This window comes from Nocardioides sp. (assembly GCF_964228225.1).
Classification (GTDB): domain Bacteria; phylum Actinomycetota; class Actinomycetes; order Propionibacteriales; family Nocardioidaceae; genus Nocardioides.
The window spans coordinates 14635-40308 of the sequence record NZ_CAXQZB010000025.1; the positions used below are offsets into that span (position 1 = coordinate 14635).

Genomic DNA, 25674 nt, shown 5'->3' on the forward strand with positions numbered 1-25674 from the left:
CGGGGACGGCGGGTCGACCGGCGGAGAGGGTCCGGATCAGACCGGGACGAGCTCGACGGCGCCGACCGCGTAGCGGGCCAGCACGATCCGGGCGACCTCCGGGTGGGCGCCCAGGGGCTTGGAGACCGCGATGGCGCCGGCCTCCAGGGCCAGCTCCTCGGCACGGTCGGTGAGCTCGCCGGGGGTGAGGAAGAGCGAGGCGACGGCGATGTGACGCCGTCCCTCGGCGCGGAAGGCCCGCACGGCCTCGCCGGTGGCCGGCGGGGTGTTGGCGGCGTAGGCCGCGGTGACGGGCAGGCGGTGGTGGGTGCCCCACAACCGGGCCAGGCGGGCGACCGACTGGTTGGCCAGCGGGTCGGTGGAGCCGGCGGCCGCGAGCACGAGCGCGTCGAGCTCCCGCACCCGGGCGTCCTGGAGTGCCTCGCGCATGCGCTGGTCCAGGACCTCGAGGAAACAGGCCTCCATGCCCAGGATCGCGGTGCACTGCAGCCGCAGGCCGGGGTGACGGGCCCCGGCCTCGGCCAGGGCACCCTCGATGTCGGAGGGGGCGCCGAACGCCTCGGACATCACCAGCGGGACGACGACGATCTCCTCGTGGCCGGCCTTGACCAGCCGGTCGACGACGGTCTGGAAGTCCGGCTTGCCACGATGCGCGCCGTGCTGCACGAACGCGCGCTCGACCCGCAGGTCGGGGCGCTGGGTCTTCACCTGGTCGACGAGCTCGGTGATGGTGGACGTGGTCCGCGGGTCACGACTGGCGTGAGCGAGGGCCACCAGGGCGGGAGCAGGCACGCTGCCCTCCTTCTCGTGTCGGCGGGTGGGGATCCACGGGGAGTGGGTGGAGCGGTGGTTCAGGTGTGGATCCCGCACTCGGTCTTGCTCGTGCCGGCCCAGCGCCCGCTGCGCGGGTCCTCACCGGGGGCGACACGCCGGGTGCAGGGAGCGCACCCGATCGACGGATAGCCGTCATAGACGAGCGGGTTCACCAGGACACCGTTGTCCTGGATGTACCGCTCGACCTGGTCATCGCTCCAGCGAGCGAGGGGGGAGACCTTGACCTTGCCCTTCTTCGCGTCCCACCCGATGACGGGGGCGATGACGCGGTTGTGGGTCTCGGCGCGACGCAGGCCGGTGGCCCAGGCGTCGTAGCCCGCCAGCGAGTCCGCCAGCGGCGCGACCTTGCGCAGGGCGCAGCACAGGTCGGGGTCGCGGCGGAACAGCTCGGGGCCGTACTCGGCGTCCTGCTCGGCCACGGTCTGGGCCGGCGTGATCGTGATGAGGTTGACGTCGAGGGTGGCGGCGACGGCGTCGCGGGTGCCGATCGTCTCGATGAAGTGGTAGCCGGTGTCGAGGAACACCACGTCGACGCCGGGCACGACCGCCGCGGCGAGGTGGGCCAGGACGGCGTCGCCCATCGAGGACGTGACGCAGAAGCGGTCGCCGAACGTGGCGGCGGCCCACTCGATGATCGTCTCGGCGGGGGCGAGCTCGAGCTCGGCACCCCAGTGGGACACCAGCTCACGCAGCTCCTCGGGCGAGCGACCCTCGGTCAGCACCCCGCGGTTCGCGCGGGCGCGGGTGGTGGAGGCGCTCATCGGGCGCCGCCGGTGGGCCGCACCAGACCGAGCATCTTCAGCGAGAACGCGCGCAGGCAGGACCGGCACTCCCACGCCCCGTGCGCCGCCTCGTGGGGCCACAGGTTCTCATCACCGCAGTAGGGGCAGTGGAAGGGGACCGCGCGCTCGCTCATGAGGAGAGTGCCACCTCCTCGCCGCGCAGCAGCTGCTCGTCGGCCCGGGCGACCCAGGAGGCGAAGTTCTCGCCCTCGGCCCGGTCGGCGAGGTAGGCGCGCACGACGTTGGTGACGTAGTCGCCCAGGCCCTCGCTGGTGACCTTGTGGGCGCGCAGCTTGCGGCCGAAGTTGGCCTGCAACCCGGTGGCGCCGCCCAGGTGCACCTGGAAGCCCTCCACCTGGGCGCCGTCGACGGTGACCAGCTGACCCTTGAGGCCGAAGTCGGCCACCTGGGTGCGGGCGCAGGCGTTGGGGCAGCCGTTGACGTTGATGGTGATCGGCACGTCCAGCTCGGGCACCCGCTGCTCGAGCTCGGCCACGAGGTCGCGGGCGCGGTTCTTGGTGTCGACGATCGCGAGCTTGCAGAACTCGATGCCGGTGCAGGCCATGGTGTTGCGCCGCCAGTTGGAGGGGCGCGCCTCCAGGCCGATCGCGGCGAGCCGCTCGACCAGCGGCTCGACCTTCTCGGCGTCGACGCCGATCAGCACGATCTTCTGGTAGGGCGTGAGGCGGGCGCCGTCGAGTCCGAACTCCTCGATCAGGTCGGCCAGCTGCACGAGCAGCGAGCCGGAGACCCGGCCCACGACGGGGGCGACGCCGATGTACTTGCGGCCGTCCTTGGCGTCGTGGACGCCGATGTGGTCGCGGTGGCCGGTGGGGGAGGCGGGGGACTCGCAGGTGACCAGCGGCCGGCCGAGGTACTCGTTCTCCAGGACCTCGCGGAACTTCTCCACGCCCCAGTCGGCCACGAGGAACTTCAGCCGGGCCCGCGAGCGCAGCCGGCGGTAGCCGTAGTCGCGGAAGATCGAGGCCACGCCGGCCCAGACGTCGGCGACGTCCTCGAGCGGGATCCAGACGCCCATCTTGGCCGCCAGCATGGGGTTGGTGGACAGACCACCGCCCACCCAGCAGTCGAAGCCCGGGCCGTACTCGGGGTGCACGGTGCCGACGAAGGCGATGTCGTTGGTCTCGGGGGAGACGTCGTGGCTGGGGTGGCCGGTGAGGGCGGTCTTGAACTTGCGCGGCAGGTTCGAGAAGGCCGGGTCGCCGATGTAGCGACGGAAGATCTCATCCAGCGCCTCGGTGCCGTCGATGATCTCGTCGGCAGCCACGCCGGCGACCGGCGAGCCGAGGAAGGGGCGGGGCGAGTCGCCGCACGCCTCGAGGCTGGACAGGCCGGCCTCGTCGAGCCGGTCCCAGATCGCCGGGACGTCCTCGATGCGGATCCAGTGGTACTGGATGTTCTCGCGGTCGGTGACGTCGGCGGTGTCGCGGGCGAACTCCACGCCGATCTCGCCGAGCGCCCGCACGGCGGCGGCGGTGAGCAGTCGGCCGTCGGAGCGCACGCGCAGCATGAAGTACTTGTCGTCCAACTCCTCCTCCGGCACGGTGGCCGTCTTGCCGCCGTCGAAGCCGGGGGCGCGCTGGGTGTAGAGACCCATCCACCGGAAGCGGCCGCGCAGGTCGGCCGGGTCGATCGAGTCGAAGCCGAGCTTGGAGTAGGTGTAGAGGATGCGGTCACGGACGTTGAGCGGGTCGTCGTCCTTCTTGGACTGCTCGTTCTTGTTCAGCGGCTCGGTGTAGCCGAGCGCCCACTGACCCTCCGCGCGCTTGGGGCGCGGGATCTCGGTCTGCTGGGCGGGCGCGGCCTGGTAGCGCAGGTCGGTCACGGTGGTCCTTCGGGGTCTGGGTCCGGCGAGGGGTCGTGGGCGGGGAGCCCGGTGTCAGCGCGGACCCGGACACATCGCGCTGCCCGTGCGCCCGAGGTCGACATGGCGTCGTTCGACCAGGTAGGCGTGCGTCGCAGCGGAGACCATGTCAATGAGTCTCAGGAGGTGGACACCCTCACCACAAACGTTCATCTCGTATTTCGGACGTCGGTTCCGTGATGTGGACGCCCCACGTGCAGAAACGTCGGCGAACGTGGCCGAGGTCACGTTTGCGGAGCGCCTCTTCCGGTGTCCGTGCTGCGGCGTGCGCCCGGCCGCGCGGGGCAGGTGCGGGGGAGATGGGCCCGTGGTGGGTGGTGCCGGGGGCAGGTGGGCCGATCCTCAGTCCGTGAGGCCGGGCCCGTGAGCGGCGACGCCGACCGGTGGTCGGGGGGGTGGTCGACGCCGCTCGCTCCCTGCGGTGCTGCGGTGGTGCGGTGCTGCTGGGGTGACGGGGGGTGACGGGGGTGTGATCAGTCCCCGGTGCGCCCCGGTCGATGCGTGAGGCTTCGGATCAGCCGATCTTCACGCGGGCGATGCTGGGGTGGGTGGTCTTGTTGCCGACGTAGCGGACCTTGACCGGCTTGCCGCCCACGTTGCGCAGCTTCATCGTGGCCTGGCCGCGCACGAGCTTGGCCTGACCGACCACCTTGTTGCCGGCGACGGCGACGACCTTGCCGGTCGCCTTGCCGCCGAGCTGGCGGGTGACGACGGCCTCGACGACCGGGTCGTCCTCGGTGCCGCCCACGACCTCGGTGTCGGTCTCGGAGTCCTGCTCGTCGACGACGACCTCGTCCACCACGTCGTCACCGACGACGTCGCAGGTGATCGTGAACAGCGGGATGCCGAAGATCGCGATCGGGACGAAGGTGAAGGACTCCGGCGCGGTGACCTCGTACTCACCGGGCGCCGGCAGCTCGAAGTCCTCGGTGCGGGCGCGGCTGCGCAGCGTCGGGTCGGACGACACGTTGTCGACGTCGTCGGTGACCGGGGCGGTGTCGAGGTCCTCGCCGCCGAAGCCGAGGCCGAAGCCGCCGACCGTGCCGACGCCGCCGAAGCCGCCGCCGAGGGCGCCGAAGATGCCGCCGGTGCCCAGGCCCAGACCCCCGAAGAGCTTGACCGGGAAGTCGAGGACGAGGTTGAAGGCGATGCCGTTGACCATCTCCGCCTCGGTGGTGGCGTCCGAGGGCAGGTTGGTCGTGGTGATCTCGGCCGAGATCTTGAGGAAGCCGAGCGGACCGGTGCACTCGTACTTCACGGTGTTGCTGTCGGTGGCGGTGGTGTCGGCGCGCAGCGGGCCGACCGGCGCGGCGTGCGCCGCCGGGCCGGTGACCGCGAGCATGCCGGTGGTGACCGCCGTGGCGGCGCCCAGGCCGACGACCTGGGCGAGACGGCGGGTGGTGCGGGACTTCGAAACGGACATTGTGATTCCTCCCCGGGCCTGGGTAAGGCCCCCATGACATCCGGCCGCCCTCCGTGGCGACCGCAATGTGACCGTAGGAGTCGGATCGGTCGCCCCGCGTCGGGTCCTGAGCCGATCTGGTCGAACGTTCTGCGCGATCACCCGGTCGGGCCATGCGGGTGCTCGGGTCCGGGGGGTGTGACGTGGGTTACTCGCCGGTATCGGGCCCGAGTGGTCCAGACAGGTGGGCGCGCTCCGGCAGGGACCGCGCAAGGAACGCGCAAGGATCCGCCGTCGTGACCAGGCGCCCGGACTGCCCCGGACCGGCGTCTCGCGCACGCGTGCGCGGATGCGGGAGGGGTGACGCGACGCCGGTATCCTCCGGTGCCATGGTCGATGAGTCCTCGATGTCCGCCCTCACCAGCTCGGCCTACCAGCAGGCGCTGGAGGTGATCGCGGCGGTGGAGCCCCGCGTCGCCGAGGCCACCCGCCAGGAGCTCGCCGACCAGCGCGGCTCGCTCAAGCTCATCGCGAGCGAGAACTACGCCTCGCCGGCCGTGCTGCTCACCATGGGCACCTGGTTCAGCGACAAGTACGCCGAGGGCACCGTCGGCCACCGCTTCTACGCGGCGTGCCAGAACGTCGACACCGTCGAGGCGCTCGCCGCCGAGCACGCCCGTGAGCTCTTCGGCGCCCCGTACGCCTACGTGCAGCCCCACTCCGGCATCGACGCCAACCTCGTGGCGTTCTGGTCGATCCTGGCCCACCGCGTCGAGGGTCCCTGGCTGGCGAAGGCCGCCGCCAAGAACGTCAACGACCTCACCGAGGCCGACTGGGAGGAGCTGCGCAAGGAGCTCGGCAACCAGCGCCTTCTCGGCATGAGCCTGGACGCCGGCGGCCACCTCACCCACGGCTTCCGTCCGAACATCAGCGGCAAGATGTTCCACCAGCAGCAGTACGGCACCGACCCCGCCACCGGCCTGGTCGACTACGACGCCGTGCGCGCCAAGGCCCGCGAGTTCAAGCCGCTGGTCCTGGTCGCCGGGTACTCCGCCTACCCGCGCCGCATCAACTTCGCCACCATGCGCGAGATCGCCGACGAGGTCGGCGCCACGCTGATGGTCGACATGGCCCACTTCTCCGGCCTGGTCGCCGGCAAGGTGTTCACCGGCGACGAGGACCCGGTGCCCCACGCCCACATCGTCACCAGCACCACCCACAAGTCCCTGCGCGGTCCGCGCGGCGGCATCGTGCTCGCCACCGAGGAGCTGGCGCCCAGCGTCGACCGCGGCTGCCCCATGGTGCTCGGCGGCCCGATGGCCCACGTGATGGCCGCCAAGGCCGTGGCCTTCGCCGAGGCCCGCCGTCCCGAGTTCCGCACCTACGCCCAGCAGGTGGCCGACAACGCCCAGTCGCTGGCGCAGGGCTTCCTGTCCCGCGGTGCCTCGCTGGTCACCGGCGGCACCGACAACCACCTGGTGCTGCTCGACGTCTCCGGGTTCGGTCTCACCGGTCGCCAGGCCGAGTCGGCCCTGCTCGACGCCGGCATCGTCACCAACCGCAACGCCATCCCGGCCGACCCCAACGGCCCCTGGTACACCTCCGGCATCCGGCTCGGCACCCCGGCGCTCACCACCCGCGGGTTCGGCCACGACGAGTTCGACCGCGTCGCGGAGCTGATCGTGCACGTGCTCCAGAACGCCCAGCCCGGCACCACCTCCACCGGCGCGGTCTCCAAGGCCTCCTACTCGGTGGCCGAGGGTGTGGCCGACAAGGTGCGCGACGCCTCCGCCGAGATGCTGGAGAAGCACCCCCTCTACCCGGGCCTCGACCTGGCCTGAGGTCTCCCGACGCACCAAGCGGACGGCAGGCGGACCGGACCGATCCGCCGGCCGTTCGCCGGTGACGACGTCGCGCGCCGACCCCGCGCGCTCAGCGCAGCACGTACTCGACCTCGGGCCGGCCGCCGCCGCCGTAGCGGGACCGGCGCCGCACGACGTCGGTGGCGGCCAGGTGCTCGAGGTAGCGGCGGGTCGTCACGCGCGAGGCGCCCACCGCCTGCGCCGCCTCCGACGCCGAGAGTGCGCCCGCGGCGCGCAGCGCCGCCACCACGGCGGTGAGCGTCTCCTGGCTCATGCCCTTGGGAAGCGCACCGCCCGCAGGTCGCAGGCGGCCGAGCACCTGGTCGACCTCCTCCTGCACGACCTGCTCGGCCGACCCCGCCAGCTCGGCGCGGAAGGCGGCGTACTGCTCCAGGCGCGCGCGGAACGCGGCGTAGGTGAACGGCTTGAGGAGGTAGGCCACGACCCCGTGGGCCACGGCGTGCCGCACGGCGTCGAGGTCGCGCGCCGCCGTGACCGCGATGACGTCGACCAGCTCGCCGCCCGCGCGCAACCGCTGCAGCCACCCCAGTCCGTGGCCGTCGGGCAGGTGCAGGTCGAGCAGGACCAGGTCGACCTGGGCGGTGGCGAGCACGCGGCCCGCCTCGGCGACCGACCGCGCCACGCCCGCGACGACGAAGCCCGGCGTGCGGGCCACGTAGGCGGCGTGCGCCTCGGCGGCCAGTTCCTCGTCCTCCACGACGAGCACGCGGATCGGGCCCGTCATCGGGGCTCCCGCGCGGCCGGGAGCCGGACCCGGACCTCCGCGCCCCCGAGGTCGCTGCGTCCCAGCGTGACGGCGCCGCCCGCGCGGCGCGCAATCTGCTCCACCAGCGCCAGGCCCACGCCCCGGCCCTCGGCCTTGGTGCTCCAGCCCCGCGCCAGTGCGCGGACCGCCTCGTCCTCGCTCCACCCCGGTCCGGAGTCGGCGACGGCGATCCGTGGTCCGGCGGCGTCGTCGAGCTCGACCCGCACCCGGCGCTCCGGGCGCTCGGCCACGGCGTCGAAGGCGTTGTCGATGAGGTTGCCGAGCACTGTGACCAGGTCGCGGCCGGCGACGCCGGTCGCGGGCAGGCGTCCCAGGACCTGCAGGTCCACGCCCAGCTCGCGTGCCTGGGCCGCCTTGCCCAGCAGCAGGGCGGCCACCACCGGTTCCCCGACCGCGCCCAGCACGTCGTCGGTGAGCTGCTGGCTGAGAGCGAGCTCCTCGGTCGCGAACGCGACCGCCTGCTCGGGCCGGCCCATCTCCACCAGGGTCACCACGGTGTGCAGGCGGTTGGCCGCCTCGTGGGTCTGGGCGCGCAGGGAGTCGGTGAGGCCGCGCACGAGGTCCAGCTCGCCGCTCACCGCGCGCAGCTCGGTCTGGTCGCGCAGGGTCACGACCGCACCCACCCGTCGCCCGCGCCACCGGGCGGGGGAGGAGCTCACGACCAGGACCCGGTCGCCGGCCACATAGACGTCGTCGGCGCTGGCGGCGGCGTCGCGGGCCCCGGCCACCAGGCCAGGCGGCACGCCGAGGTCGTCGAGCGGCCGGCCCTCGACGTCGGCCGGCAGGTCGAGCAGCCGGCGCGCCTCGTCGTTGACCCACTGCACGCGCCCCGCGTCGTCGAGCAGCAGCAGGCCCTCGCGCACCGCGTGCAGCACGGCCGCGTAGTACTCGTACATGCGGGTCAGCTCCCGCTCCCCGAGACCGTGGGTCTGCCGGCGCAGCCGGCGGGCCACCAGCCACGTGCCGAGCAGCCCGGTGAGCAGCACCAGGCCGGCGGCACCGGCGATCACGGGGAGGTCGTCGGCGACGGTGCGGTCGATCGCGCGCAGGGTGATCCCCACCGAGACGAGCGCGACCACCGCGGGCCGGCCGTCGTCGCTGCGGGCGGGGTCCAGGACGGGCACGACCGCACGCATCGAGCGGCCCAGGGTGCCGGTGTACTCCTGGGTGAACACCCCGCCCTGCGGGGCATCGCCCAGGTCGCCGACGAAGGGGCGGCCGATGTTCGCCGGGTCCGGGTGGGTGTACCGGGTGCGGTCGGGCGCCATGATCGTCACGAAGTCGACCTCGGCGTCGCGGCGCACGCGCTCGGCGTAGGGCTGCAGGCTCGCCGACGGGTCGGCGGAGGCGAGCGCGGCGAGCACCGCGGGGGAGTCGGCGACCGATCGGGCGACGGCGAGCGCCCGCGCGGTCGCGGACTCGCGGGCGTCACGCCGTGCGTCGAGCGCGGCCAGGCCCAGGGCGGTCACCACGAGCACCACGACGACCCCGATCTGCAGCAGCAGGACCTGACGGGCGACGGACGGCGGACGCGGCACGGCCCCATCGTGCCCCACGACGTCGGCGGTCTCGACGAACACAACGACCACAACGGTGACCGGGGTCACATCCGCGACCACGCTGGGCCGTGCCGGGATCGCCCCGGCCCCGTGGACGAGGGGACACCCGTGACCATCACCCGACGCAGGAACCGCGACACCGACCCGCGCGACCGGCGCGCCCCGCAGCGGGGGGCACGCACCCACTACCTCTACCTCGCGGTGATCGCCGCGGTCGCCCTCGGCATCGTCGTCGGCCTGGTGTCACCCGAGACCGGGGTCGCGCTGAAGCCGCTCGGCACCGGGTTCGTCGCCCTGATCAAGATGATGATCCAGCCGGTCATCTTCTGCACGATCGTGCTCGGCGTGGGCTCGGTGGCCAACGCCGCCCGCGTCGGCAAGGTCGGCGGCCTGGCGCTGCTGTACTTCATCACGATGTCGACCTTCGCCCTGGCGATCGGTCTGGTGGTCGGCAACCTGCTCCACCCGGGCAGCGGACTGCGGATCACCCCCGAGCTGGCTGACGCCGGACAGGCGCAGGTGAGCAGCGACCACGCCACGACCTCGGAGTTCCTGCTCGGCATCATCCCCGACTCCCTCCTCAGCGCGCTGACCTCGGGCGAGGTGCTCCAGACCCTGCTGGTGGCGCTGCTCGTCGGGTTCGCCCTCCAGCAGCTCGGCGAGGCCGGGCGCCCCACCCTCGCCGTCATCGCCTCCGTGCAGCGCCTGGTGTTCACCGTGCTCTCGATGATCATGTGGGCCGCACCCGTGGGTGCCTTCGGGGCGATCGCCGCCGTCGTCGGGGCCACGGGTGCCGGCGCCCTGGTGAGTCTCGGCGTGCTGATGCTCGGCTTCTACACCACCTGCGCGCTGTTCATCCTCGTCGTGCTCGGCACGCTGCTGCGGGTCGTCACCGGGGTCAACATCCTCGCCCTGCTGCGCTACCTGGGCCGGGAGTTCCTGCTCATCGTCTCCACGTCCTCCTCGGAGTCGGCGCTGCCCCGCCTGATCGCCAAGATGGAGCACGCCGGGGTGGACCGGTCCACCGTCGGGATCGTGGTGCCGACCGGCTACTCCTTCAACCTCGACGGCACCGCCATCTACCTCACGATGGCCTCGCTGTTCATCGCCGAGGTGCTGGGCGACCCGCTCTCGATCGGGGAGCAGCTCTCGCTGCTGGCCTTCATGATGATCGCCTCCAAGGGCGCGGCCGGCGTGACGGGATCCGGGATGGCGACTCTCGCCGGGGGCCTGAGCTCCCACCGCCCCGAGCTGGTGGACGGCGTCGGCCTCATCGTCGGCATCGACCGCTTCATGTCCGAGGCCCGTGCGGTGACGAACTTCGCCGGCAACGCGGTGGCGACCGTGCTGATGGGTCACTGGACCGGGGGCCTGGACCGCGCCCGCCTCGACGCCGTCCTCGCCGGCCGCCTCCCCTTCGACGAGTCCTCGATGCTGGGGGACGGCCACGGTGCCCCCGCGAGCGACGTGACGACCCCGGCGGCTCCGGACGCCTCGCGCCTGGTGAAGTCCGGGAGCTGACCGCAGCACCCCGACGCGGTCGCGGGAGGTGGTCTGTCGGGTGCGGGCGTCTCGTGACGCTCGCTGGCGCTCGCTCCTCGACGACCGTTGGTCCTACGTTCGTCGAGGAGGCGCCCTGGCGCCGTCGCGGGAGGTGGTGGGTCGGGTGCGGGCGTCTCGTGACGCTCGCTGGGCTCGCTCCTCGACGACCATGTCCCCGCTGTTCGTCGAGGAGGCGCCCCGGCGCGGTCGCGGGAGGTGGTCTGTCGGGTGCGGGCGTCTCGTGATGCTCGCTGGGCTCGCTCCTCGACGACCGTCTGCATCCTCGTTCGTCGAGGAGGCGCCCCGGCGCCGTCACGAGACGCGGTGAGGTGCGGGTCGGCCTCGGGGAGCGAGGGGTCCCCTCGCGTGAGAGCCGTGCCACTGCTGCGCCGAGCCTGAACCACGGTCGGGTCCGGGTCGATTACCGTGAGCCGGTGGCCGCGGACCGACCGGAGTGGGCCGCGCTGTCGACCTCCCTGGATCGGGCGCGGGCGCTGGCCCGATCCCTGCTCCACACCCTGTGGCGCCTGGTCGTCACCACGGTCGGCTCCTGCCTGCGCCACCGCGTCACCGGCCTCGCGGCCGAGGGGGCGTTCTTCGCGGTGCTCTCGATCCCGCCGCTGATCTTCGCCCTCGCCGGTGCGGTGGGCTACGTCTCGGCGCAGTTCAGCGAGTCCCAGATCGACGACGTCCGGGCCGCGGTGGTGGAGCTCTCGGGCCGCTTCCTCACCGAGAGCGCGGTCGACAACGTCATCGTGCCGACGATGAACGAGGTGCTGGCCGGCGGCCGGTTCGACGTCATCTCGGTCGGGTTCGTGCTCGCGCTGTGGTCGGGCTCCCGGGCCCTCAACGTGTTCGTCGACACCATCACGATCATGCACGGCCTCGGCGGGCACCGGGGCATCGTGCGCACCCGGGCCCTGTCGTTCCTGCTCTACGTCCTGGCGATGCTCAGCGGGGCGGTCTGCATCCCGCTCGTCGTCGCCGGCCCCGGTCTGGTCCGGCAGTGGCTGCCCCACCGCGCGGACGTGTTGATGGGCTTCTACTGGCCGGTCGTGGTGGCGGTGTGCATCTGCTTCCTCGCCACGCTCTACCACGTCTCGGTGCCGGTGCGGACGAACTGGAGCTTCAACCTGCCCGGCGCCACGTTCTCGCTGCTGGCCTGGATCCTGGGCTCCACGGTGCTGCGATGGTTCCTCACCGTGACCTCCACCGACTCGCGCTCGGTCTACGGCCCGCTCGCGGCGCCGATCGCGGTGCTGCTGTGGCTCTACCTGCTGGCGCTGGCGGTGCTGATCGGCGCGGCGGTGAACGCGGCCTGCGACGAGGTCCTGGGCCAGCACGCCACCCAGCAGGCCCGCCGCGAGCTGTGGCGACGCTGGCGCGCCAGCGTCGCACGACAGCGCGACGACGAGCGCCCGCCCCGCCCCCCGACGGGCACGTGACCCCTCCCCGGACGTGCCTGCGCGGGACCGGCGCCGCTCCGAGGCCCTCGGGCCCGCTAGATTGCCGGTCGTGAGCGACACCGAGCACGGGCCGGCGGGCGGCGGCCGCGGCACGATCGCGCTCCCCGAGCGCGTCCGCTCACCGTGGTGGCTGCTGACCCGGCGGGTGCTGCTCGCGTTCGGCATCCTGGTCGGAACCGTCCTGCTGGTGTACCTCGACGCCGACGGCTACCGCGACGGGGGCGACCCGCGCAACGAGATCAGCCTCATCGACGCCATCTACTACACCACCGTCACGTTGAGCACGACCGGCTACGGCGACATCGCACCGGTCACCGACACCGCCCGGTTGGTCAACGCCTTCGTCATCACGCCCGCCCGCGTCGCCTTCCTGGTCCTGTTGATCGGGACCACCCTGGAGGTGCTGGCCTCCCAGGGGCGCGAGCAGATCCGCATCGCCCGCTGGAGGAAGCGCATGGGACGTCACGTCGTCGTCGTCGGCTACGGCACCAAGGGCCGCAGCGCGGTGGAGACCCTGGTCAACAACGGTCTGGACCGCGAGCACGTCGTGGTGGTGGACCCGAGCCCGGCCGGGCTCGCCGAGGCCCACGCCGACGGCCTGGCGGTGATCTCCGGCGACGCCACGCGGGCCGAGGTGCTGCGCCGCGCGGGCACGGCCACGGCGGAGCAGGTCATCATCACCACCAACCGCGACGACACCAACGTGCTCGCCACCCTCACCGTGCGTCAGATGAACCCGGACGCCTGGATCGTCGCGGCGGTGCGCGAGCAGGAGAACGCCCCGTTGATGCGCCAATCGGGCGCCAACTCGGTGATCACCTCCTCCGACGCCGTGGGCCGCCTGCTCGGGCTGTCCTCGATGTCGCCCACGCTCGGCACCGTGATGGAGGACCTGTTGTCCTACGGCGACGGCCTCGAGGTCGCCGAGCGCGAGCTGCTGGTGAGCGAGGTCGGCAAGCAGCCGCAACGGCTGCCCGACCAGGTGATCGCGGTGGTGCGCGACGAGAAGGTGTACCGCTACTTCGACCCGGTCGTGGCGCTGCTGGCCCGGGGTGACCGGTTGATCGTGGTGCGTCCGGCCCGCGAGCTGCCCTGGGCGCCGCGCCCCGGCACCCACAACGAGGACCTCGCGACCGACGAGGACTGAGCCCGGATCCACCGATCTGCGACGCCTGAGCCCCACCATCTCGGCACGACAGCGGCGTTGCCGACGCTCGACAACCGGCCAGGGTGCCGTCGCATCGGGCGCCTTGCCCTCGCATCCATCTGGTGACGCTCAGCGTGCCGGATCTCGCTGGGTCACGACTGACGCTCCGGGCGACCTCGGGAGGGCATCCCGTTCCAGGGATTGGTCGAACACGTGTTCGATCGGCGTGGCATCATGGGCGCGTGGTCGGAGGCTGGGGCGGCGAGAGTGGTGGGTTCCCCCTCGGCGCGCGCCCGCGGCCCGGTGCCGGTGCCCTGCCGGCGCCCTGTCCCTCGCGGCACTGCTGGGTCACTGACGCCGTGGACGGACGCGGCGTCCAGCGCCCGGGCCTGCTGGTGGAATGGCGTCGCGCCGGCCCGTCGTGGATGGGCCGGGTCATCTACGTCGCCCTGCGCAGCCCCGAGCCCGGCGCGGAGGCCTGGATGGTGGTCGAGGAGTGGTTGCCCGCGGAGCGGCTGCGGCCGATCGTCATCCCGGTCCCGGAGGCCGCCTCGCGCGCTCGAGGCTCGTGAGGGGCCGGTGGTGTCGCGCCGGGGCTCTCTGTGATCCGGCTGACCCGGCCGGCCGGCCGGCCGACCGACCGATCGGCCCGAAAATGGAGCCGATCCGCTGGCGTCTCGGGTCGCCAGCGGATCGGTAGTTGAACTCTAGACCAGATTCGATCCAGGCGGACCCCGTCTCTCCGGGTGAAACTATGACGTCGGTCACAGCAAGGATCTTGACAATGCCCCACGGGGTATCGAGGGAGCGTGATACCCACGGACGGTGGCAGGGGAATCGGCTCGGGAACAGGCCAGGCGCGCCCGCGCGCAGGCGGATCGGTGGGCGCAGCGCGCCCTCGCCTGGGAGAAGGGGGCGGCGGGCGAGGCGCTCACCGCCACCGCGCTGGCCGAGCTCGACCCGACCTGGACGGCCTGGCACGACCTGCACTGGCCCGGGCGCCAGCGGGCCAACCTCGACCACCTCGTCATCGGACCCGGCGGCATCTTCGTGATCGACTCCAAGAACTGGTCCGGCGCCGTCACCGTGCGTGAGGGGGTGCTGCGCCAGCAGGGCTACCGCCGGGACCGGGAGGTCTCGGGCGCCGGCGAGGCGGCCCTGGCGGTGGCGCGTCTGCTGCCGCGCTACGCCGACCGGGTCCGCGGGGTGGTCTGCGTGGTGCGCCCGGACCCGATCCACGCGCAGGTGCAGGACGTCGTGGTGTGTTCTGCCGGCTCGGTGGCCGCGGTACTGCGTGAGAGCCCGGTGGTGATGGGGGTCGACGAGGTGGCCGACGCCGTCCTGACCCTCCAGGCCCGGTTGCGCAGCACGGTCGAGGCGGCACGAGCGCGGCCGGAGACGGTGGCGGCGCCCCTGCCGGGACCCACGCCGGTGCGGCGTCCGGGCCGGCCCGAGAGGCGGTCCGGACGCCGCAGCGCTCCGCCGCGCCGGAGCCGGCGCCCGCGGCGGAGTGGGGGAGTGCTGGCCCCGCTCGTGCTCCTGGCTGCGCTGGTGGCGTACACCGACCACCTCGCCGAGGTCGCCGGGTCCGAGACGGAGCAGCGCCCGACGCCGTCAGGCCCCGCCGCACCCGGGACGGGTGGGACGGGGCGCGACGGGACGGATCCGGGGATCGGGCAGCGCTGGCGGCCCTGAGGCCCTCCGATCCGCGGATGCGGAAGGCCCAGGAGGACCCAGGACGACTCAGCCGGCGCGGAGCTCCGCGCAGCCCAGGCTGGTGTCGACGTCGTCGCGTCGCAGCGTGCCGGCCGCCATCGCGTCGCCGACCTCGGCCACCACGCTGCCCCAGTCGCCCGTGGCCGCCATCTCCTGGAGGATGGCCCACTGCTGCGAGCCGGAGAGCGCGGTGACGGCCGCCTGCACGCCGGCGTCGTCGCCGGCGTCCCGGGCGGCGAAGTAGGCCTCGGACCAGCCGCAGACGGCGGTGCCGGTCACCGCGACGCCCAGCTCGTACCGGTCGTTGACCCCGGGCAGCTCGATGTCCTCGACGTCGAGTCCGGGCGGCAGCGGCACGTCGGCCGCCGCGTCGGCGATCGCCTGCGCCGCGGTGTCGGGGGTCACGACGTCGTCGGGCATGAGCGCGGCCAGGCCGTCGAGGTCGACCAGGCGCACCTGGGCGGCGACGTCGAGTGCCTGCTGCTCGGGCAGCTCGGCGCGGAACACGATGAGGTGGCCGCCGACGGCCTCCCGCACGATGCGGACGTCGCCATCGGTGCCCCACAGCCGGGCCTCACCGCCCGCGAACTCGACCGGCCGGCCCTTCCCGAGGCCGTCACCGTCGTAGTACTGGTCGTAGGCGGGGTCGCCGGCGGCGATCGGGTCCCACTGCAGCAGGACCTCGCGGTCCCGGGCGTCGCGGTAGTCGATCTCGCCGTCGCCGGGCCGTGCCTCGATGTCGTGCAGGGTCCAGCCGGGGGCCACGAGGGCCGGCAGGGTGCCGGCGACGGCCGGGGCGGTGGGGGAGGGCGGGGTGGTCGCGACGGCGCCGCGGTCGGCGCCCGCGCCGTCGCCGCCCACCCACAGCGGGAGGGTGGCGACGACGCCGACGGCGGCGGCGACCGTGGCGGGCACGAGCCAGCGCCGGGCGGAGCCGGTGGTCCGAGCGGTCGGCGAGGTCGAGGTCGGGCGGGTCGAGGTGGTGGTGTCGGCCATGATCTGCTCCAGGAGTTCGGCACGTCCCGCGGCGATGGGCAGGGCGGCGACCTCGGCGTCGGTGATCCGGGGACGGGGCTGCTCGCTCATCGGTGCTCCTCGTGGACGTGGGCGGTGGTGATGCTCTTGACCGGGACATGTCCGTCCTCGGGTGGACCGTGACCGCCGGCCTCGCGGAACCGTCGTCGGGCCCGCGAGAGGCGTGCGCGCACCGCCACCTCGGAGACCCCCAGCACGACGGCGATCTCGGGTCCGGTCAGGCCCTCCCAGGCCGTGAGCTCGAGGACCTCGCGATCGCGGTCGGCGAGCCGGTCCAGGGCCTCGCGCACGACGACCTGCTCGGTGATCCGGTCCGCCGGGTCGGGGACGGCGGCCGCCAGCTCCCGGCGCAGCCGGCTGCCGATGCGCTCGGTGAGGGCCATCCGCCGCTCCGAGCCGCGACGCTGGTTGGCCAGGGTGCGTCGGGCGACGCCGTAGAGCCAGAGGCGGGCCTCGTCCCCGGGTGGGATGTCGTCGAAACGGCGCCACGCGACGAGGAAGGTCTCGGCCACGACGTCGGCGGCGTCCTCGGGACGGGCGACGCGCCGCAGCGCGAAGCCCAGCAGGGCGTCGAAGGTGCTCGCGTACAGCCCGCTGAAGCGGGCCTCGCGCGAGTCGTCGGTGAGGGTCACGACCGGTTCATGTCCGGTCCGGGAGCAGGTGTGACAGCCGCGTGCGACGAAGGTCCGAGGCCGCAGGTCCGACCGGCGTCACCCCGTCCTCCCCGCCCGCGTCAGCTCCGGCCGGTGCGGGCGCGCAGGACGTCGGCCGCGACGCCGCTGACCACCATGACGACCACGGCGACCCACAGGAACGCCGAGAGGTCCTCCACCACCGCGAAGACGGCGACGCACAGCGCCGTCAGCAGTGCGGCCATGGTGTTGGCCCAGCGCAGCATGATCCGCCTCCTCCTGACGGCCCGGTGCCGTCCGACGGGTGCGAGGCTAGCGGTCCCGGCGGCGTACGACGGCGCCTGCGGCCCCACCGGGGACGTGGGGGAGCACCCGATGGCGGGGATCGCCGTAGGGTGGACCGGTGAGCGGAGTCGCGGTGCAGGTGACCTTCGACTGTGCGGATCCGGTCCGGGTCGGTCGGTTCTGGCGCGACGTGCTGGGCTACGCCGAGCCGCCCCCGCCGGAGGGCTTCGACTCCTGGGAGCGGTTCGAGGACACCCTGCCCGCCGACCAGCGGGGGTCGGCCTACGCCTGCGCCGACCCCGCCGGGCTGCGCCCACGCCTGTACTTCCAGCGGGTGCCCGAGGGGAAGGTCGTCAAGAACCGGCTGCACCTCGACGTCAAGGTGGGCGCCGGGAAGGTCGGCGCCGAGCGATTGGCGGTGCTCGAGGCCGAGGGGGCACGTCTGGAGGCGCTGGGCGCCCGCCGGCTGCGCCTGCTGGAGGCCGACGGCGTGAACGAGTCGTGCCTGGTCATGGCCGACGTCGAGGGGAACGAGTTCTGCCTGGACTGACCTCCCGGCCGGCCACCTGCGCAGGCCGAGCCGGTCAGGCGTGGTCGGGGTCGTGCGGGCGCGGTCGCGGATCCACGACGTCCTCGGGTGCCTCGGAGGCCGCGAACGCCCGCGCGGCCTCCTCGCCGAACCGGTCCTGACTCTCCTGCACCAGGTCCTCGAGCAGTCCCTCGCGTCCGTCCTGGCGACGCACGAAGTCGTCCCAGTCGGCCTCGCCGCGCCGGACGGCGTCGGCGAACTCGCGCATCCGTGGCCCCATCGCGCCGCCCTCGGCGACCTCCTGGAGCTCGCGGCGCTCGGCGTCGGTGAAGAGCGGTCGCGCCCGATCGGCGTCGAGCTCGGCGCGGCCGCGGGCCAGCTGCTCGCTCAGGGCCGCGCTGCTCTGCGCGATCGCCGCCCGCACGTCGTCGAGGCGGGTCATCGGGCCACCGTCTGCGGTGCCGCGGGGAGGTGGGCGGGGGTGAGGGTGTCGTGGAGGACCACGAAGTAGTCCTTGACCGTGCGGATGAACGACCACAGCATCCGCAGGTAGGCGGTGGCCTTGCTGGCCTGCTTGTAGGCGTCCCAGGCCTTCTTCACGAACCGGGCCTGGCCGACGATCGGGATGTACATCAGCGACCACGCGCCGAGGATGAGGTCGATCGCGAGCCGGATGCAGTCCACCACGAACTGCGCGGTGTGCACGGCCTGGCGACCCAGGTCGCGCAGGTAGCCGCCGAGCTCGGGCAGCTTCGTGGTCTGGTCCTCCAGCGGCTGGTCCCAGCCGATCATGGCCGCGAAGTGGCTGGTCGCGGCGTCGCCCTCCCAGTCGGTGGAGGCGAGCCGCTGCGCGACCACGAGGCCGTCGCGGTGCTGGCCGACGCGGGTGCCGATCTGCTCCCAGCAGATCGCCTGGGTGGTCAGCCCGACGACGTCGCCGGCGAGGTAGTCGGTGACCTCACGGCGCACGTCGAAGCCGCAGAACTCCTCCAGCGCCCACGCCAGCTTGTCGAAGACGAACCCGAAGGACACCTCCGGGATCTCGCTCTCGGTCGGATAGGGGGTGGGGACCGAACCGGTGGGCCCCAGCCCGGCGAAGGCGGTGGAGGTCGAGCCGCCGCCCGTGATGGAGTCGGCGCCGCCGAACGCCTGCGCGACGCCGTCGTCGGTGCGTTCGAAGTCCATCGTGAGGGCGTCGACGGCGACGCCGTAGCGCTGCATGATGCGCTCCTGCTCGGCCAGCATCTCGTGCAGCACCGGCAGGAGGGTCTCGTAGTCGCCGCACAGGTCCTCCAGCATCCGACCGAAGTCGGCGTTCGAGCACGAGGTCCGGGCGCGGTGGGCGATCGCGCCGAGGTCGGCACTGGTGCGGTCGAGGTACGCGGCATAGCCCCGCATCGTGGGCAGGTGCACCTCGAGCTGGCGCGAGGTCGTGGGTGCGTGGTCGTCGGCGACAGGCATGGTGGTCCCCCCGAGAGTGGTGGATCTGGTGCCCGGGGCGATGCCCGATCGCCCCCGCCGCAAACCCTCAGGCGTCGCGGTGCTGCGCCAGGACGAGGGCGACCAGGGGCGTGGTCGTGACCAGCACCGCGGCGATGGCCAGCCACTGGCGCGGTCGCGACCAGCGCGCCAGGCCGGCGGTCGCGAGCAGCACGATCCCGAGGCCGCTCACCACCGCGACGGCGGTGCGCGCAGCGTCGGAGGCCTCGCTGAACGCCCCGGCCAGCAGCCCGAGGGCGGCCACGCCGAGGCAGAGCCGCACCATCAGCTGCCGCCCGACGTCCTCGCCGACGTAGGCGGCGAGGACGCCCGGGGCGGCGTCGTCGGGGAGGTCGTGGGGGTCCCGAGATGTGGAGGGCATGATCCCGACCCTAACCAGGCCGGCCGGGGGAGCCGGGGCCGTGCGCAAGAGCCGTTCGGGCCTGCTCGACTCCTCCGATCGGGTCAGGTGCGACGTCGGTCGCCCAGAGTGGGGGTGGTTCTCGTGTGCGCGAGGCGTTCGGGTCCATACCCTCCGGGGTATCGGGCCGACGGTGGCCCGATGTCGTCCGTCGGGAAGGGATCCGATGCTCCGCACCTCACGTCCGCTGTCCACCCCGCTCACCGGCCCGCTCACCGGCCCGCTCGCCGGCCCGCTCACCGGCCTGGTCGCTGCGGCGGTCCTCGGCTCCGGCGCCGCCCTCGGGGTGGTCGCGCCGGCCGGTGCCGCCCCTGACGCGCCGGTCGCCCACGTCGCTCCCGGTGCGCCCGTCGCGCAGCGGGGGCTGCTCGGCTCGCTGCTGTCCGCCGTCCAGCTGCCGGTGCTGTCCGGGGCGGGCGACGTCGGCTCGGTGCTGACGCTGGCGGACCCGGTGTGGAGCCTGCTGGGGGTGACCAACTCCTACCAGTGGCTGCGCGACGGCGTGCCGATCCCGGGGGCGACGGGCGCGACCTACCTGCCGGTGGCCGAGGACGCCGGGCGGCAGATCACCGGCATGGTCACCGGGAAGCTGCTCGGTCTGCTTCCCGTCTCGGTGCTGAGCAACGTCCTCCCGATCGCCGGCGGTTCCGGTCTGCCCGACCCGACCTCGCTGCTCGCCACCGTGCTGCCGCTGCTGAGCGGGGTGCCGGGTGTGGGGCAGGTGCTCAGCCTGTCGGCGACGCAGTGGAACCTGCCCGGCGTCGTCACGTCGGTGCAGTGGCTGCGCGACGGCGTGCCGATCCTCGGCGCGACGGGCTCGCAGTACGTCCCGGTGGCGGCCGATGCGGGCCGGCAGATCACCGCGCTGGTGACGGGCCGGCTGCTCGGCCTGCTGCCGACGTCGGTGCTGAGCAGCGCCGCCACGATCCCGGGTGCGGACGTCGTGGACCAGGTGGTCGCGACGGTCGCCCCGCTGCTCTCCGGGGTCCCGGTCGTCGGTGACGTGCTCACCCTGGTCCCCGGGGAGTTCAGCGTCCCGGGCGTCACCAGCTCGGTGCAGTGGCTCAGCAACGGCCTGCCGATCCCCGGCGCCACCGGGTTGAGCCTGCCGCTCACCGAGGCGCTCAGCGGCACCGACATCTCGGCGCTGGTGACCGGCACCCTGGCCGGCATCCCCGTGGTGTCGGTGCTCACCGGCGCGCTCGGGGTGGGCGACCTCGCCTCCTCGCTCACCGCCGACGGCCTGCCCACCCTCACCGGCGCGGGCAAGGTCGGGAGCCTGCTCAGCGCCGCCTCGCCGGCCTGGGCCACCAGCGGGGTGTCGACCACCTTCCAGTGGCTGCGCAACTCGGTGCCGATCCCGGGTGCGACGTCGGCGACCTACCGGCTCACGGCCGCTGACCTCGCCAAGCAGATCGCGGTGAAGGTGATCGGCACCAAGGCCGGTGCCACCGGTGCGTTCTCCAGCGCGCCGGTCCTGGTCGACCTCGCGGACGCCCTCGTGGCCAGCGTCGCGCCCGCGATCTCCGGCAGCGCCCGCCCGGGCGGCCTGCTCAGCGCCACGACGGGCACCTGGTCGGGTGCTCCCGACGTGTTCCTGTACCGCTGGCTGCGCGACGGCACGGTCATCCCCGGCGCCACCGGCGCGCAGTACACCCCGGTCGCCGCCGACGCCGGACGCCGGATCAGCGCCCTCGTCGCCGCCCCGCTCACCGGTGCCGACCTCGGCTACGCCACCAGCGCCGCCGTCACCGTCGCCCGGGCGCTGTCGACTCTCTCCCTCGACGCGCCGGCCCGCGTCCCGGCCGACGTCCGACCCGTCGTGACCCTCGGTCTGGCCGCCGTGGGGCTGGACCCCGCCGGCGTCGTGCGGATCCTCGACGGCGACCGCGTGCTCGACACCGTCCGCCTGGCCGCCGGCGACGACGGCTCGCGCGCCGTCCGGCTCCCGCGGCTCGCGCCCGGCGTCCACGTGCTCCGCGCGGTGTTCCCCGGTACCCGGACCACCGCACCCTCTACCTCCGCACCGGTCCGGGTGCGCGTCATCCGCTGACCTCCACCCGTCGGCGCGGCTGCTCCCTGGCCGCGCCGACGGAACAGCGGTGCCGGGACAGCGGTGCCGGGAGCGGCGCGCCCGTCGTCGGGTGCGGTGGCGGTGACGACGGGGCCCGATCGTGCCGGGGCACCCGCCCGCCCCGACGACCACCTGCCCTCCGCGGGCCGGCGCCGGCTGCCTGCTCCCGGGGTCAGCCGTTCAGCGAGATGCGACCCTCGACCCGCACGCCGTACCCGTCGGACCTCTCCGGGCCCAGGGTGGCCTCGATGCTCAGGTCCAGGGCGACGGGATCGCACGTCGCCCGAGTCACCTCCAGGGTCCCGGTCGACTCCTCCTCCGTGGACGATGCCTGGAAGCGCTCGCTGCCGACGAAGACGGACGCGTTGGCCGGGCCGTCCGTCCCGCTCCCCGCATCGAGCGGGAGATCGAAGGAACCCCCGTCAGCGACATCCGCCGGCACGACCTCGACCGTCAGGGCGGTCTGCTCGGCGACGAGACGCACGAGGACGACCTCGGTGTCGGGGTCGTAGCTGCTCGGGCCGCACTCCACCGACGTCGGCGTGAGCGTCGTCGTCCGTCCATCGGGTTCGGTGAGCTCCACTGCGGTCGGCTCCGAGGGTTCCGCGTCGGCGTCACCGTCGCTGCAGGAGGCGAGCGCGAGGAGAGGCAGCACGAGGGCGGCCCGTCGGGCCCTGGTGCGCCGGGGGTTCGTGGTCCCGAGACCGATCATGCGCCGAAGATGGGGCTCGGTCGCCATGCCGTGGCAGATTCGGGAAGGACGCGACGGTGACGTCGGAGGACGTCCGCTCCGACCCCGGAAAGCACAAGAGGCCCCGGAGGGCCTCTGCGCTGTCTCTGGTGGGCGATACTGGGTTTGAACCAGTGACCTCTTCCGTGTCAAGGAAGCGCGCTACCGCTGCGCCAATCGCCCGGGTCTGGAGTTGTCCACCCCTGATGGGGCGTGGTGGAGGTGGGTACGGGATTTGAACCCGTGTACACGGATTTGCAGTCCGTTGCCTCGCCTCTCGGCCAACCCACCACGGAGACAGGCTGGCCTCCACCGGCCTCTCGAGCGGACGACGAGGCTCGAACTCGCGACCTCAACCTTGGCAAGGTTGCGCTCTACCAACTGAGCTACGTCCGCTTGCGCTTCGCCTTGGCGGCTGGCGCGTTGAGAACATTAGCCCAACCCCGGGGTCGTGCCAAAACCGGGGTCCATCGGCGTGCCGGATCCCGGGTCCACGGGTCCCTGACCTGCAGGAACGAGCTTCCGCCGACGAGGTGGCGGCGTGGCGTGATGGGGGAGGAGGTGCCGGACGGACGTCCCCGGGGGTGGTGGCCAGCGTGGTGATCGACGGGACTCGATGGCGCGTCGATCAGGTGGCACCGGGCGGTGCGGCCGCCGGGAGAGGGCCGGGGCGGCCCGGAGGCCGCGGCGGCACGCAGATCGGGGGAGGGGCCGGTTTGTCGTCCCACCGGTGCCATGCGTTACAGTCCGTGATCGCGGCGCTCGCGTCGCAGTCGGGCGATTGGCGCAGTGGTAGCGCGCTTCGTTCACACCGAAGAGGTCACTGGTTCGAACCCAGTATCGCCCACCGACACCTACTCGAGCCGCTCTCCGATCCGGAGGGCGGCTCGTGTGCTGTCCGCAGCCGTCACCGCCGGGAACGCGCCGTCGGACCTGTGAGGTGGCTCCCACTCACGTGGGTTCGTGCGCGCGCCGGTTGCCACGCGCCTGATCAGCGCTTAGCGTCTCTCGCGGTCGTCTCGGCGGCTGCTCCCTCTCCCATCTCCGCGAAGGATCACCATGACGCACCCCGCTCCTCCCGCGCCGGCCGGCAGCAAGTCGTTCACGACCGCCGTCCTGCTCTCGTTCTTCCTCGGCGCCCTCGGTGTCGACCGCTTCTACCTGGGTTACACCGGCCTGGGCATCCTCAAGCTGGTCACCTGCGGTGGCGCCGGCATCTGGGCGATCATCGACTTCGTGCTGATCGTGCTGCGCAAGGTCAACGCGGCCGACGGTTCCGCGCTCGTCTGAGCCCCACCGCTGCGCGCGACGGCGGGTCGTCCCCTCGGGGGCGGCCCGCCGTCGTCGTTCCCGGTGACGCCCGCGCCGCGCCGACCACCGCGCCAAACCCGTGCGACGCCCCCGGTGCGGGCTCGTTACGATCACGGCGGCGACGACGTCGTCCCCGTCATCAGTGCTGAGGAGCCCCGCTGTGTCCGAGATCCAGGTCGTCCGCGTCCACGCCGAGGTGCGTGAGGACCGGACGGTGACCACGGGCACCAAGGCCTGGGAGCTGTTCGCCGACGACGCCGACGTCATCGCGGCGCGGGTGGACGGCGCGCTCAAGGACCTCTCCCACGAGCTCGCCGCGGGTGAGGTCGTGGAGTCGGTGCCGATGGCCAGCAAGGACGGTCTGGACATCCTGCGCCACTCCTGCGCCCACGTGCTGGCCCAGGCCGTGCAGGACCTGTTCCCCGAGGCCAAGCTCGGGATCGGTCCGCCGATCACCGACGGGTTCTACTACGACTTCGACGTCGAGACCCCGTTCACCCCGGCCGACCTCGACAAGCTCGAGACCCGGATGCGCAAGATCATCAAGGAGAACCAGCGGTTCTCGCGCCGCGTCACCACCGACGCCGACGCCCTGGTCGAGCTGGCCGAGGAGCCCTACAAGGTCGAGCTGATCGGCCTCAAGGGTTCGGCCGCGGACGCCGCCGAGGGGGCCTCGGCCGAGGTCGGCGCGGGCGAGCTGACGATCTACGACAACGTCGGGCGCAGCGGCGAGGTCGTCTGGAAGGACCTGTGCCGCGGCCCGCACCTGCCCACCACCAAGCGCATCCCGGCGTTCAAGCTGATGCGCAGTGCTGCGGCGTACTGGCGCGGCGATGAGAAGAACAAGCAGCTCCAGCGCGTCTACGGCACGGCCTGGCCCTCCAAGGAGGACCTCGAGGCCCACCTGCACCGGCTGGAGGAGGCCGAGCGCCGCGACCACCGCAAGCTGGGCCGCGAGCTCGACCTGTTCTCCTTCCCCGACGAGATCGGTTCGGGCCTGCCGGTCTTCCACCCCAAGGGCGGCGTCATCAAGCGGGTCATGGAGGACTACGTCCGCCAGCGCCACATCGAGGAGGGCTTCTCCTACGTCGGCACCCCGCACATCAGCAAGGACGGGCTGTTCCACACCTCCGGGCACCTGCCCTACTACGCCGACACGATGTTCCCGCCGATGGAGTTCGAGGGCGCGAACTACCAGCTCAAGGCGATGAACTGCCCGATGCACAACCTCATCTTCAGCAGCCGCGGGCGCTCCTACCGCGAGCTGCCGCTGCGGCTGTTCGAGTTCGGCAGCGTCTACCGCTACGAGAAGTCCGGCGTGATCCACGGCCTCACCCGCGTGCGAGGCTTCGCCCAGGACGACTCCCACTCCTACTGCACCCCCGAGCAGGCGCCCGCCGAGGTGCAGCACCTGCTCAACTTCATGCTGGGCGTGCTGCGCGACTTCGGGCTCGACGACTTCTACCTCGAGCTCTCCACCCGCGACGACGCCAAGAAGGACAAGTTCGTCGGCTCCGACGAGGACTGGGCGGTCGCCACGAAGGTGCTCGAGGACGTCGCCGCCGCGACCGGGCTCGACCTCGTGCCCGACCCGGGCGGTGCGGCGTTCTACGGCCCCAAGATCTCCGTGCAGGCCAAGGACGCCATCGGCCGCACCTGGCAGATGGGCACCGTGCAGTACGACTTCAACCAGCCCGCCCGCTTCGGCCTGGAGTACCAGTCCAACGACGGCACCAAGAAGCAGCCGGTGATGATCCACTCGGCCAAGTTCGGCTCGATCGAGCGGTTCTTCGGTGTGCTGGTGGAGCACTACGCCGGCGCCTTCCCTCCGTGGCTGGCCCCCGTGCAGGTGCAGGCCATCCCCGTGGCCGACTTCGCCGCCGACTACCTCCACGACCTCGCGCGCACCATGCGCACCCGGGGCCTGCGCGTGGAGGTCGACGACTCCGACGACCGGATGCAGAAGAAGATCCGCAACGCCCAGCTGCAGAAGGTGCCCTTCATGCTCATCGCCGGGCAGGACGACATCGCCGCCGGCGCGGTCTCCTTCCGCTACCGCGACGGCCGCCAGGACAACGGCGTCCCCGTGGAGGAGGCGATCCAGCGCGTGCTCGACGCCGTCGCCACCCGCGCCCAGGTCTGATCCCAGCCCAGACCCCGCCGACGACGGCGCCGTCCGGCCCCGGGGGAGCACAC

Annotated in this window: 24 protein-coding genes and 4 tRNA genes; 11 read left to right on the forward strand and 17 right to left on the reverse strand. The window is 73.0% G+C overall.

Going from position 1 to position 25674, the window contains the following annotated elements; translation table 11 throughout:
- Positions 1-36: 36 nt before the first annotated feature.
- The 5 genes from ACERUJ_RS06365 to ACERUJ_RS06385 all read right to left on the reverse strand — a co-directional run bounded on the left by ACERUJ_RS06365 (position 37) and on the right by ACERUJ_RS06385 (position 4924).
- Positions 37-792, reverse strand: coding sequence for a sirohydrochlorin chelatase (locus ACERUJ_RS06365; RefSeq protein ID WP_370247635.1), 756 nt, complete (start codon positions 790-792; stop codon positions 37-39).
- A gap of 59 nt (positions 793-851) precedes the next feature.
- Positions 852-1595: a phosphoadenylyl-sulfate reductase gene (locus ACERUJ_RS06370; RefSeq protein ID WP_370247636.1), complete on the reverse strand. Its 744-nt coding sequence runs from the start codon at positions 1593-1595 to the stop codon at positions 852-854.
- The gene (locus ACERUJ_RS06375) at positions 1592-1750 is read right to left on the reverse strand and encodes a hypothetical protein (RefSeq protein WP_370247637.1); all 159 of its coding nucleotides are present in this window, start codon (positions 1748-1750) and stop codon (positions 1592-1594) included. Before ACERUJ_RS06375 ends, ACERUJ_RS06370 begins: the two co-directional genes overlap by 4 nt.
- A complete protein-coding gene (locus ACERUJ_RS06380) occupies positions 1747-3462 on the reverse strand; it encodes a nitrite/sulfite reductase (protein WP_370247638.1) in 1716 nt (571 codons plus the stop codon). The genes ACERUJ_RS06375 and ACERUJ_RS06380 overlap by 4 nt, the downstream gene beginning before the upstream one ends.
- Before the next feature lie 553 nt (positions 3463-4015).
- Positions 4016-4924, reverse strand: coding sequence for a hypothetical protein (locus ACERUJ_RS06385; protein WP_370247639.1), 909 nt, complete (start codon positions 4922-4924; stop codon positions 4016-4018).
- A 368-nt stretch (positions 4925-5292) separates the two neighbouring features.
- Here ACERUJ_RS06385 and ACERUJ_RS06390 point away from each other — a divergent pair, with 368 nt between their 5' ends.
- Positions 5293-6744, forward strand: coding sequence for a glycine hydroxymethyltransferase (locus ACERUJ_RS06390; RefSeq protein WP_370247640.1), 1452 nt, complete (start codon positions 5293-5295; stop codon positions 6742-6744).
- Between the two features lie 91 nt (positions 6745-6835).
- Here the strand turns inward: ACERUJ_RS06390 and ACERUJ_RS06395 are convergent, their stop codons facing one another.
- Together ACERUJ_RS06395 and ACERUJ_RS06400 are read right to left on the reverse strand one after the other, a co-directional pair.
- Positions 6836-7510 carry a response regulator gene (locus tag ACERUJ_RS06395; RefSeq protein WP_370247641.1) on the reverse strand — a complete coding sequence of 225 codons (675 nt, stop codon included), beginning with the start codon at positions 7508-7510 and terminating at the stop codon, positions 6836-6838.
- Complete coding sequence (locus ACERUJ_RS06400) at positions 7507-9090, reverse strand: ATP-binding protein (RefSeq protein WP_370247642.1); 1584 nt, start codon at positions 9088-9090, stop codon at positions 7507-7509. Before ACERUJ_RS06400 ends, ACERUJ_RS06395 begins: the two co-directional genes overlap by 4 nt.
- Positions 9091-9219: 129 nt before the next feature.
- Here ACERUJ_RS06400 and ACERUJ_RS06405 point away from each other — a divergent pair, with 129 nt between their 5' ends.
- The 5 genes from ACERUJ_RS06405 (at position 9220) to ACERUJ_RS06425 (ending at position 14961) form a co-directional block, all read left to right on the forward strand.
- The gene (locus tag ACERUJ_RS06405) at positions 9220-10632 is read left to right on the forward strand and encodes a cation:dicarboxylate symporter family transporter (protein WP_370247643.1); all 1413 of its coding nucleotides are present in this window, start codon (positions 9220-9222) and stop codon (positions 10630-10632) included.
- A 455-nt stretch (positions 10633-11087) separates the two neighbouring features.
- The gene (locus ACERUJ_RS06410; protein WP_370247644.1) at positions 11088-12098 is read left to right on the forward strand and encodes a YihY/virulence factor BrkB family protein; all 1011 of its coding nucleotides are present in this window, start codon (positions 11088-11090) and stop codon (positions 12096-12098) included.
- 70 nt (positions 12099-12168) lie between these two features.
- Positions 12169-13266: a TrkA family potassium uptake protein gene (locus ACERUJ_RS06415; RefSeq protein ID WP_370247646.1), complete on the forward strand. Its 1098-nt coding sequence runs from the start codon at positions 12169-12171 to the stop codon at positions 13264-13266.
- Between the two features lie 359 nt (positions 13267-13625).
- Entirely contained in the window at positions 13626-13838 is a 213-nt protein-coding gene (locus tag ACERUJ_RS06420) for a hypothetical protein (protein ID WP_370247648.1), read from the forward strand.
- 253 nt (positions 13839-14091) lie between these two features.
- Positions 14092-14961, forward strand: coding sequence for a nuclease-related domain-containing protein (locus ACERUJ_RS06425; RefSeq protein WP_370247649.1), 870 nt, complete (start codon positions 14092-14094; stop codon positions 14959-14961).
- A 48-nt stretch (positions 14962-15009) separates the two neighbouring features.
- Here the strand turns inward: ACERUJ_RS06425 and ACERUJ_RS06430 are convergent, their stop codons facing one another.
- The 3 genes from ACERUJ_RS06430 to ACERUJ_RS06440 all read right to left on the reverse strand — a co-directional run bounded on the left by ACERUJ_RS06430 (position 15010) and on the right by ACERUJ_RS06440 (position 16915).
- On the reverse strand, positions 15010-16068 hold the full coding sequence (locus tag ACERUJ_RS06430; protein WP_370247650.1) for a hypothetical protein: 1059 nt from the start codon (positions 16066-16068) through the stop codon (positions 15010-15012).
- On the reverse strand, positions 16065-16649 hold the full coding sequence (locus ACERUJ_RS06435; RefSeq protein ID WP_370247651.1) for an RNA polymerase sigma factor: 585 nt from the start codon (positions 16647-16649) through the stop codon (positions 16065-16067). The genes ACERUJ_RS06430 and ACERUJ_RS06435 overlap by 4 nt, the downstream gene beginning before the upstream one ends.
- Before the next feature lie 101 nt (positions 16650-16750).
- Positions 16751-16915, reverse strand: a complete 165-nt coding sequence (locus ACERUJ_RS06440) for a hypothetical protein (RefSeq protein WP_370247653.1) — start codon at positions 16913-16915, stop codon at positions 16751-16753.
- Between the two features lie 137 nt (positions 16916-17052).
- Here ACERUJ_RS06440 and ACERUJ_RS06445 point away from each other — a divergent pair, with 137 nt between their 5' ends.
- Positions 17053-17484 carry a VOC family protein gene (locus tag ACERUJ_RS06445; protein ID WP_370247654.1) on the forward strand — a complete coding sequence of 144 codons (432 nt, stop codon included), beginning with the start codon at positions 17053-17055 and terminating at the stop codon, positions 17482-17484.
- A gap of 34 nt (positions 17485-17518) precedes the next feature.
- Here ACERUJ_RS06445 and ACERUJ_RS06450 read toward each other — a convergent pair whose 3' ends face one another.
- The 3 genes from ACERUJ_RS06450 to ACERUJ_RS06460 all read right to left on the reverse strand — a co-directional run bounded on the left by ACERUJ_RS06450 (position 17519) and on the right by ACERUJ_RS06460 (position 19324).
- Positions 17519-17905 carry a hypothetical protein gene (locus tag ACERUJ_RS06450; RefSeq protein WP_370247655.1) on the reverse strand — a complete coding sequence of 129 codons (387 nt, stop codon included), beginning with the start codon at positions 17903-17905 and terminating at the stop codon, positions 17519-17521.
- Entirely contained in the window at positions 17902-18924 is a 1023-nt protein-coding gene (locus ACERUJ_RS06455) for a hypothetical protein (protein ID WP_370247656.1), read from the reverse strand. The genes ACERUJ_RS06450 and ACERUJ_RS06455 overlap by 4 nt, the downstream gene beginning before the upstream one ends.
- Positions 18925-18991: 67 nt before the next feature.
- Entirely contained in the window at positions 18992-19324 is a 333-nt protein-coding gene (locus tag ACERUJ_RS06460; protein ID WP_370247657.1) for a hypothetical protein, read from the reverse strand.
- Positions 19325-19529: 205 nt separating this feature from the next.
- Here ACERUJ_RS06460 and ACERUJ_RS06465 point away from each other — a divergent pair, with 205 nt between their 5' ends.
- Positions 19530-21416, forward strand: coding sequence for a hypothetical protein (locus tag ACERUJ_RS06465; protein ID WP_370247658.1), 1887 nt, complete (start codon positions 19530-19532; stop codon positions 21414-21416).
- Between the two features lie 193 nt (positions 21417-21609).
- Here ACERUJ_RS06465 and ACERUJ_RS06470 read toward each other — a convergent pair whose 3' ends face one another.
- The 4 genes from ACERUJ_RS06470 to ACERUJ_RS06485 form a co-directional block, all read right to left on the reverse strand.
- Complete coding sequence (locus ACERUJ_RS06470; RefSeq protein WP_370247659.1) at positions 21610-22149, reverse strand: hypothetical protein; 540 nt, start codon at positions 22147-22149, stop codon at positions 21610-21612.
- A 126-nt stretch (positions 22150-22275) separates the two neighbouring features.
- Positions 22276-22350 (reverse strand) — tRNA-Val (locus ACERUJ_RS06475).
- A gap of 34 nt (positions 22351-22384) precedes the next feature.
- Positions 22385-22458, reverse strand: a tRNA-Cys gene (locus ACERUJ_RS06480).
- 32 nt (positions 22459-22490) lie between these two features.
- Positions 22491-22563, reverse strand: a tRNA-Gly gene (locus ACERUJ_RS06485).
- Positions 22564-22942: 379 nt separating this feature from the next.
- Here ACERUJ_RS06485 and ACERUJ_RS06490 point away from each other — a divergent pair.
- The 3 genes from ACERUJ_RS06490 to thrS all read left to right on the forward strand — a co-directional run bounded on the left by ACERUJ_RS06490 (position 22943) and on the right by thrS (position 25621).
- Positions 22943-23014: transfer RNA gene (locus ACERUJ_RS06490), tRNA-Val, on the forward strand.
- Positions 23015-23226: 212 nt separating this feature from the next.
- Positions 23227-23457 (forward strand): TM2 domain-containing protein, encoded by a 231-nt coding sequence (locus ACERUJ_RS06495; RefSeq protein WP_370247661.1) that lies wholly within the window; start codon positions 23227-23229, stop codon positions 23455-23457.
- A 181-nt stretch (positions 23458-23638) separates the two neighbouring features.
- On the forward strand, positions 23639-25621 hold the full coding sequence (thrS, locus tag ACERUJ_RS06500; RefSeq protein WP_370247662.1) for a threonine--tRNA ligase: 1983 nt from the start codon (positions 23639-23641) through the stop codon (positions 25619-25621).
- The last annotated feature ends 53 nt before the right edge of the window (positions 25622-25674 follow it).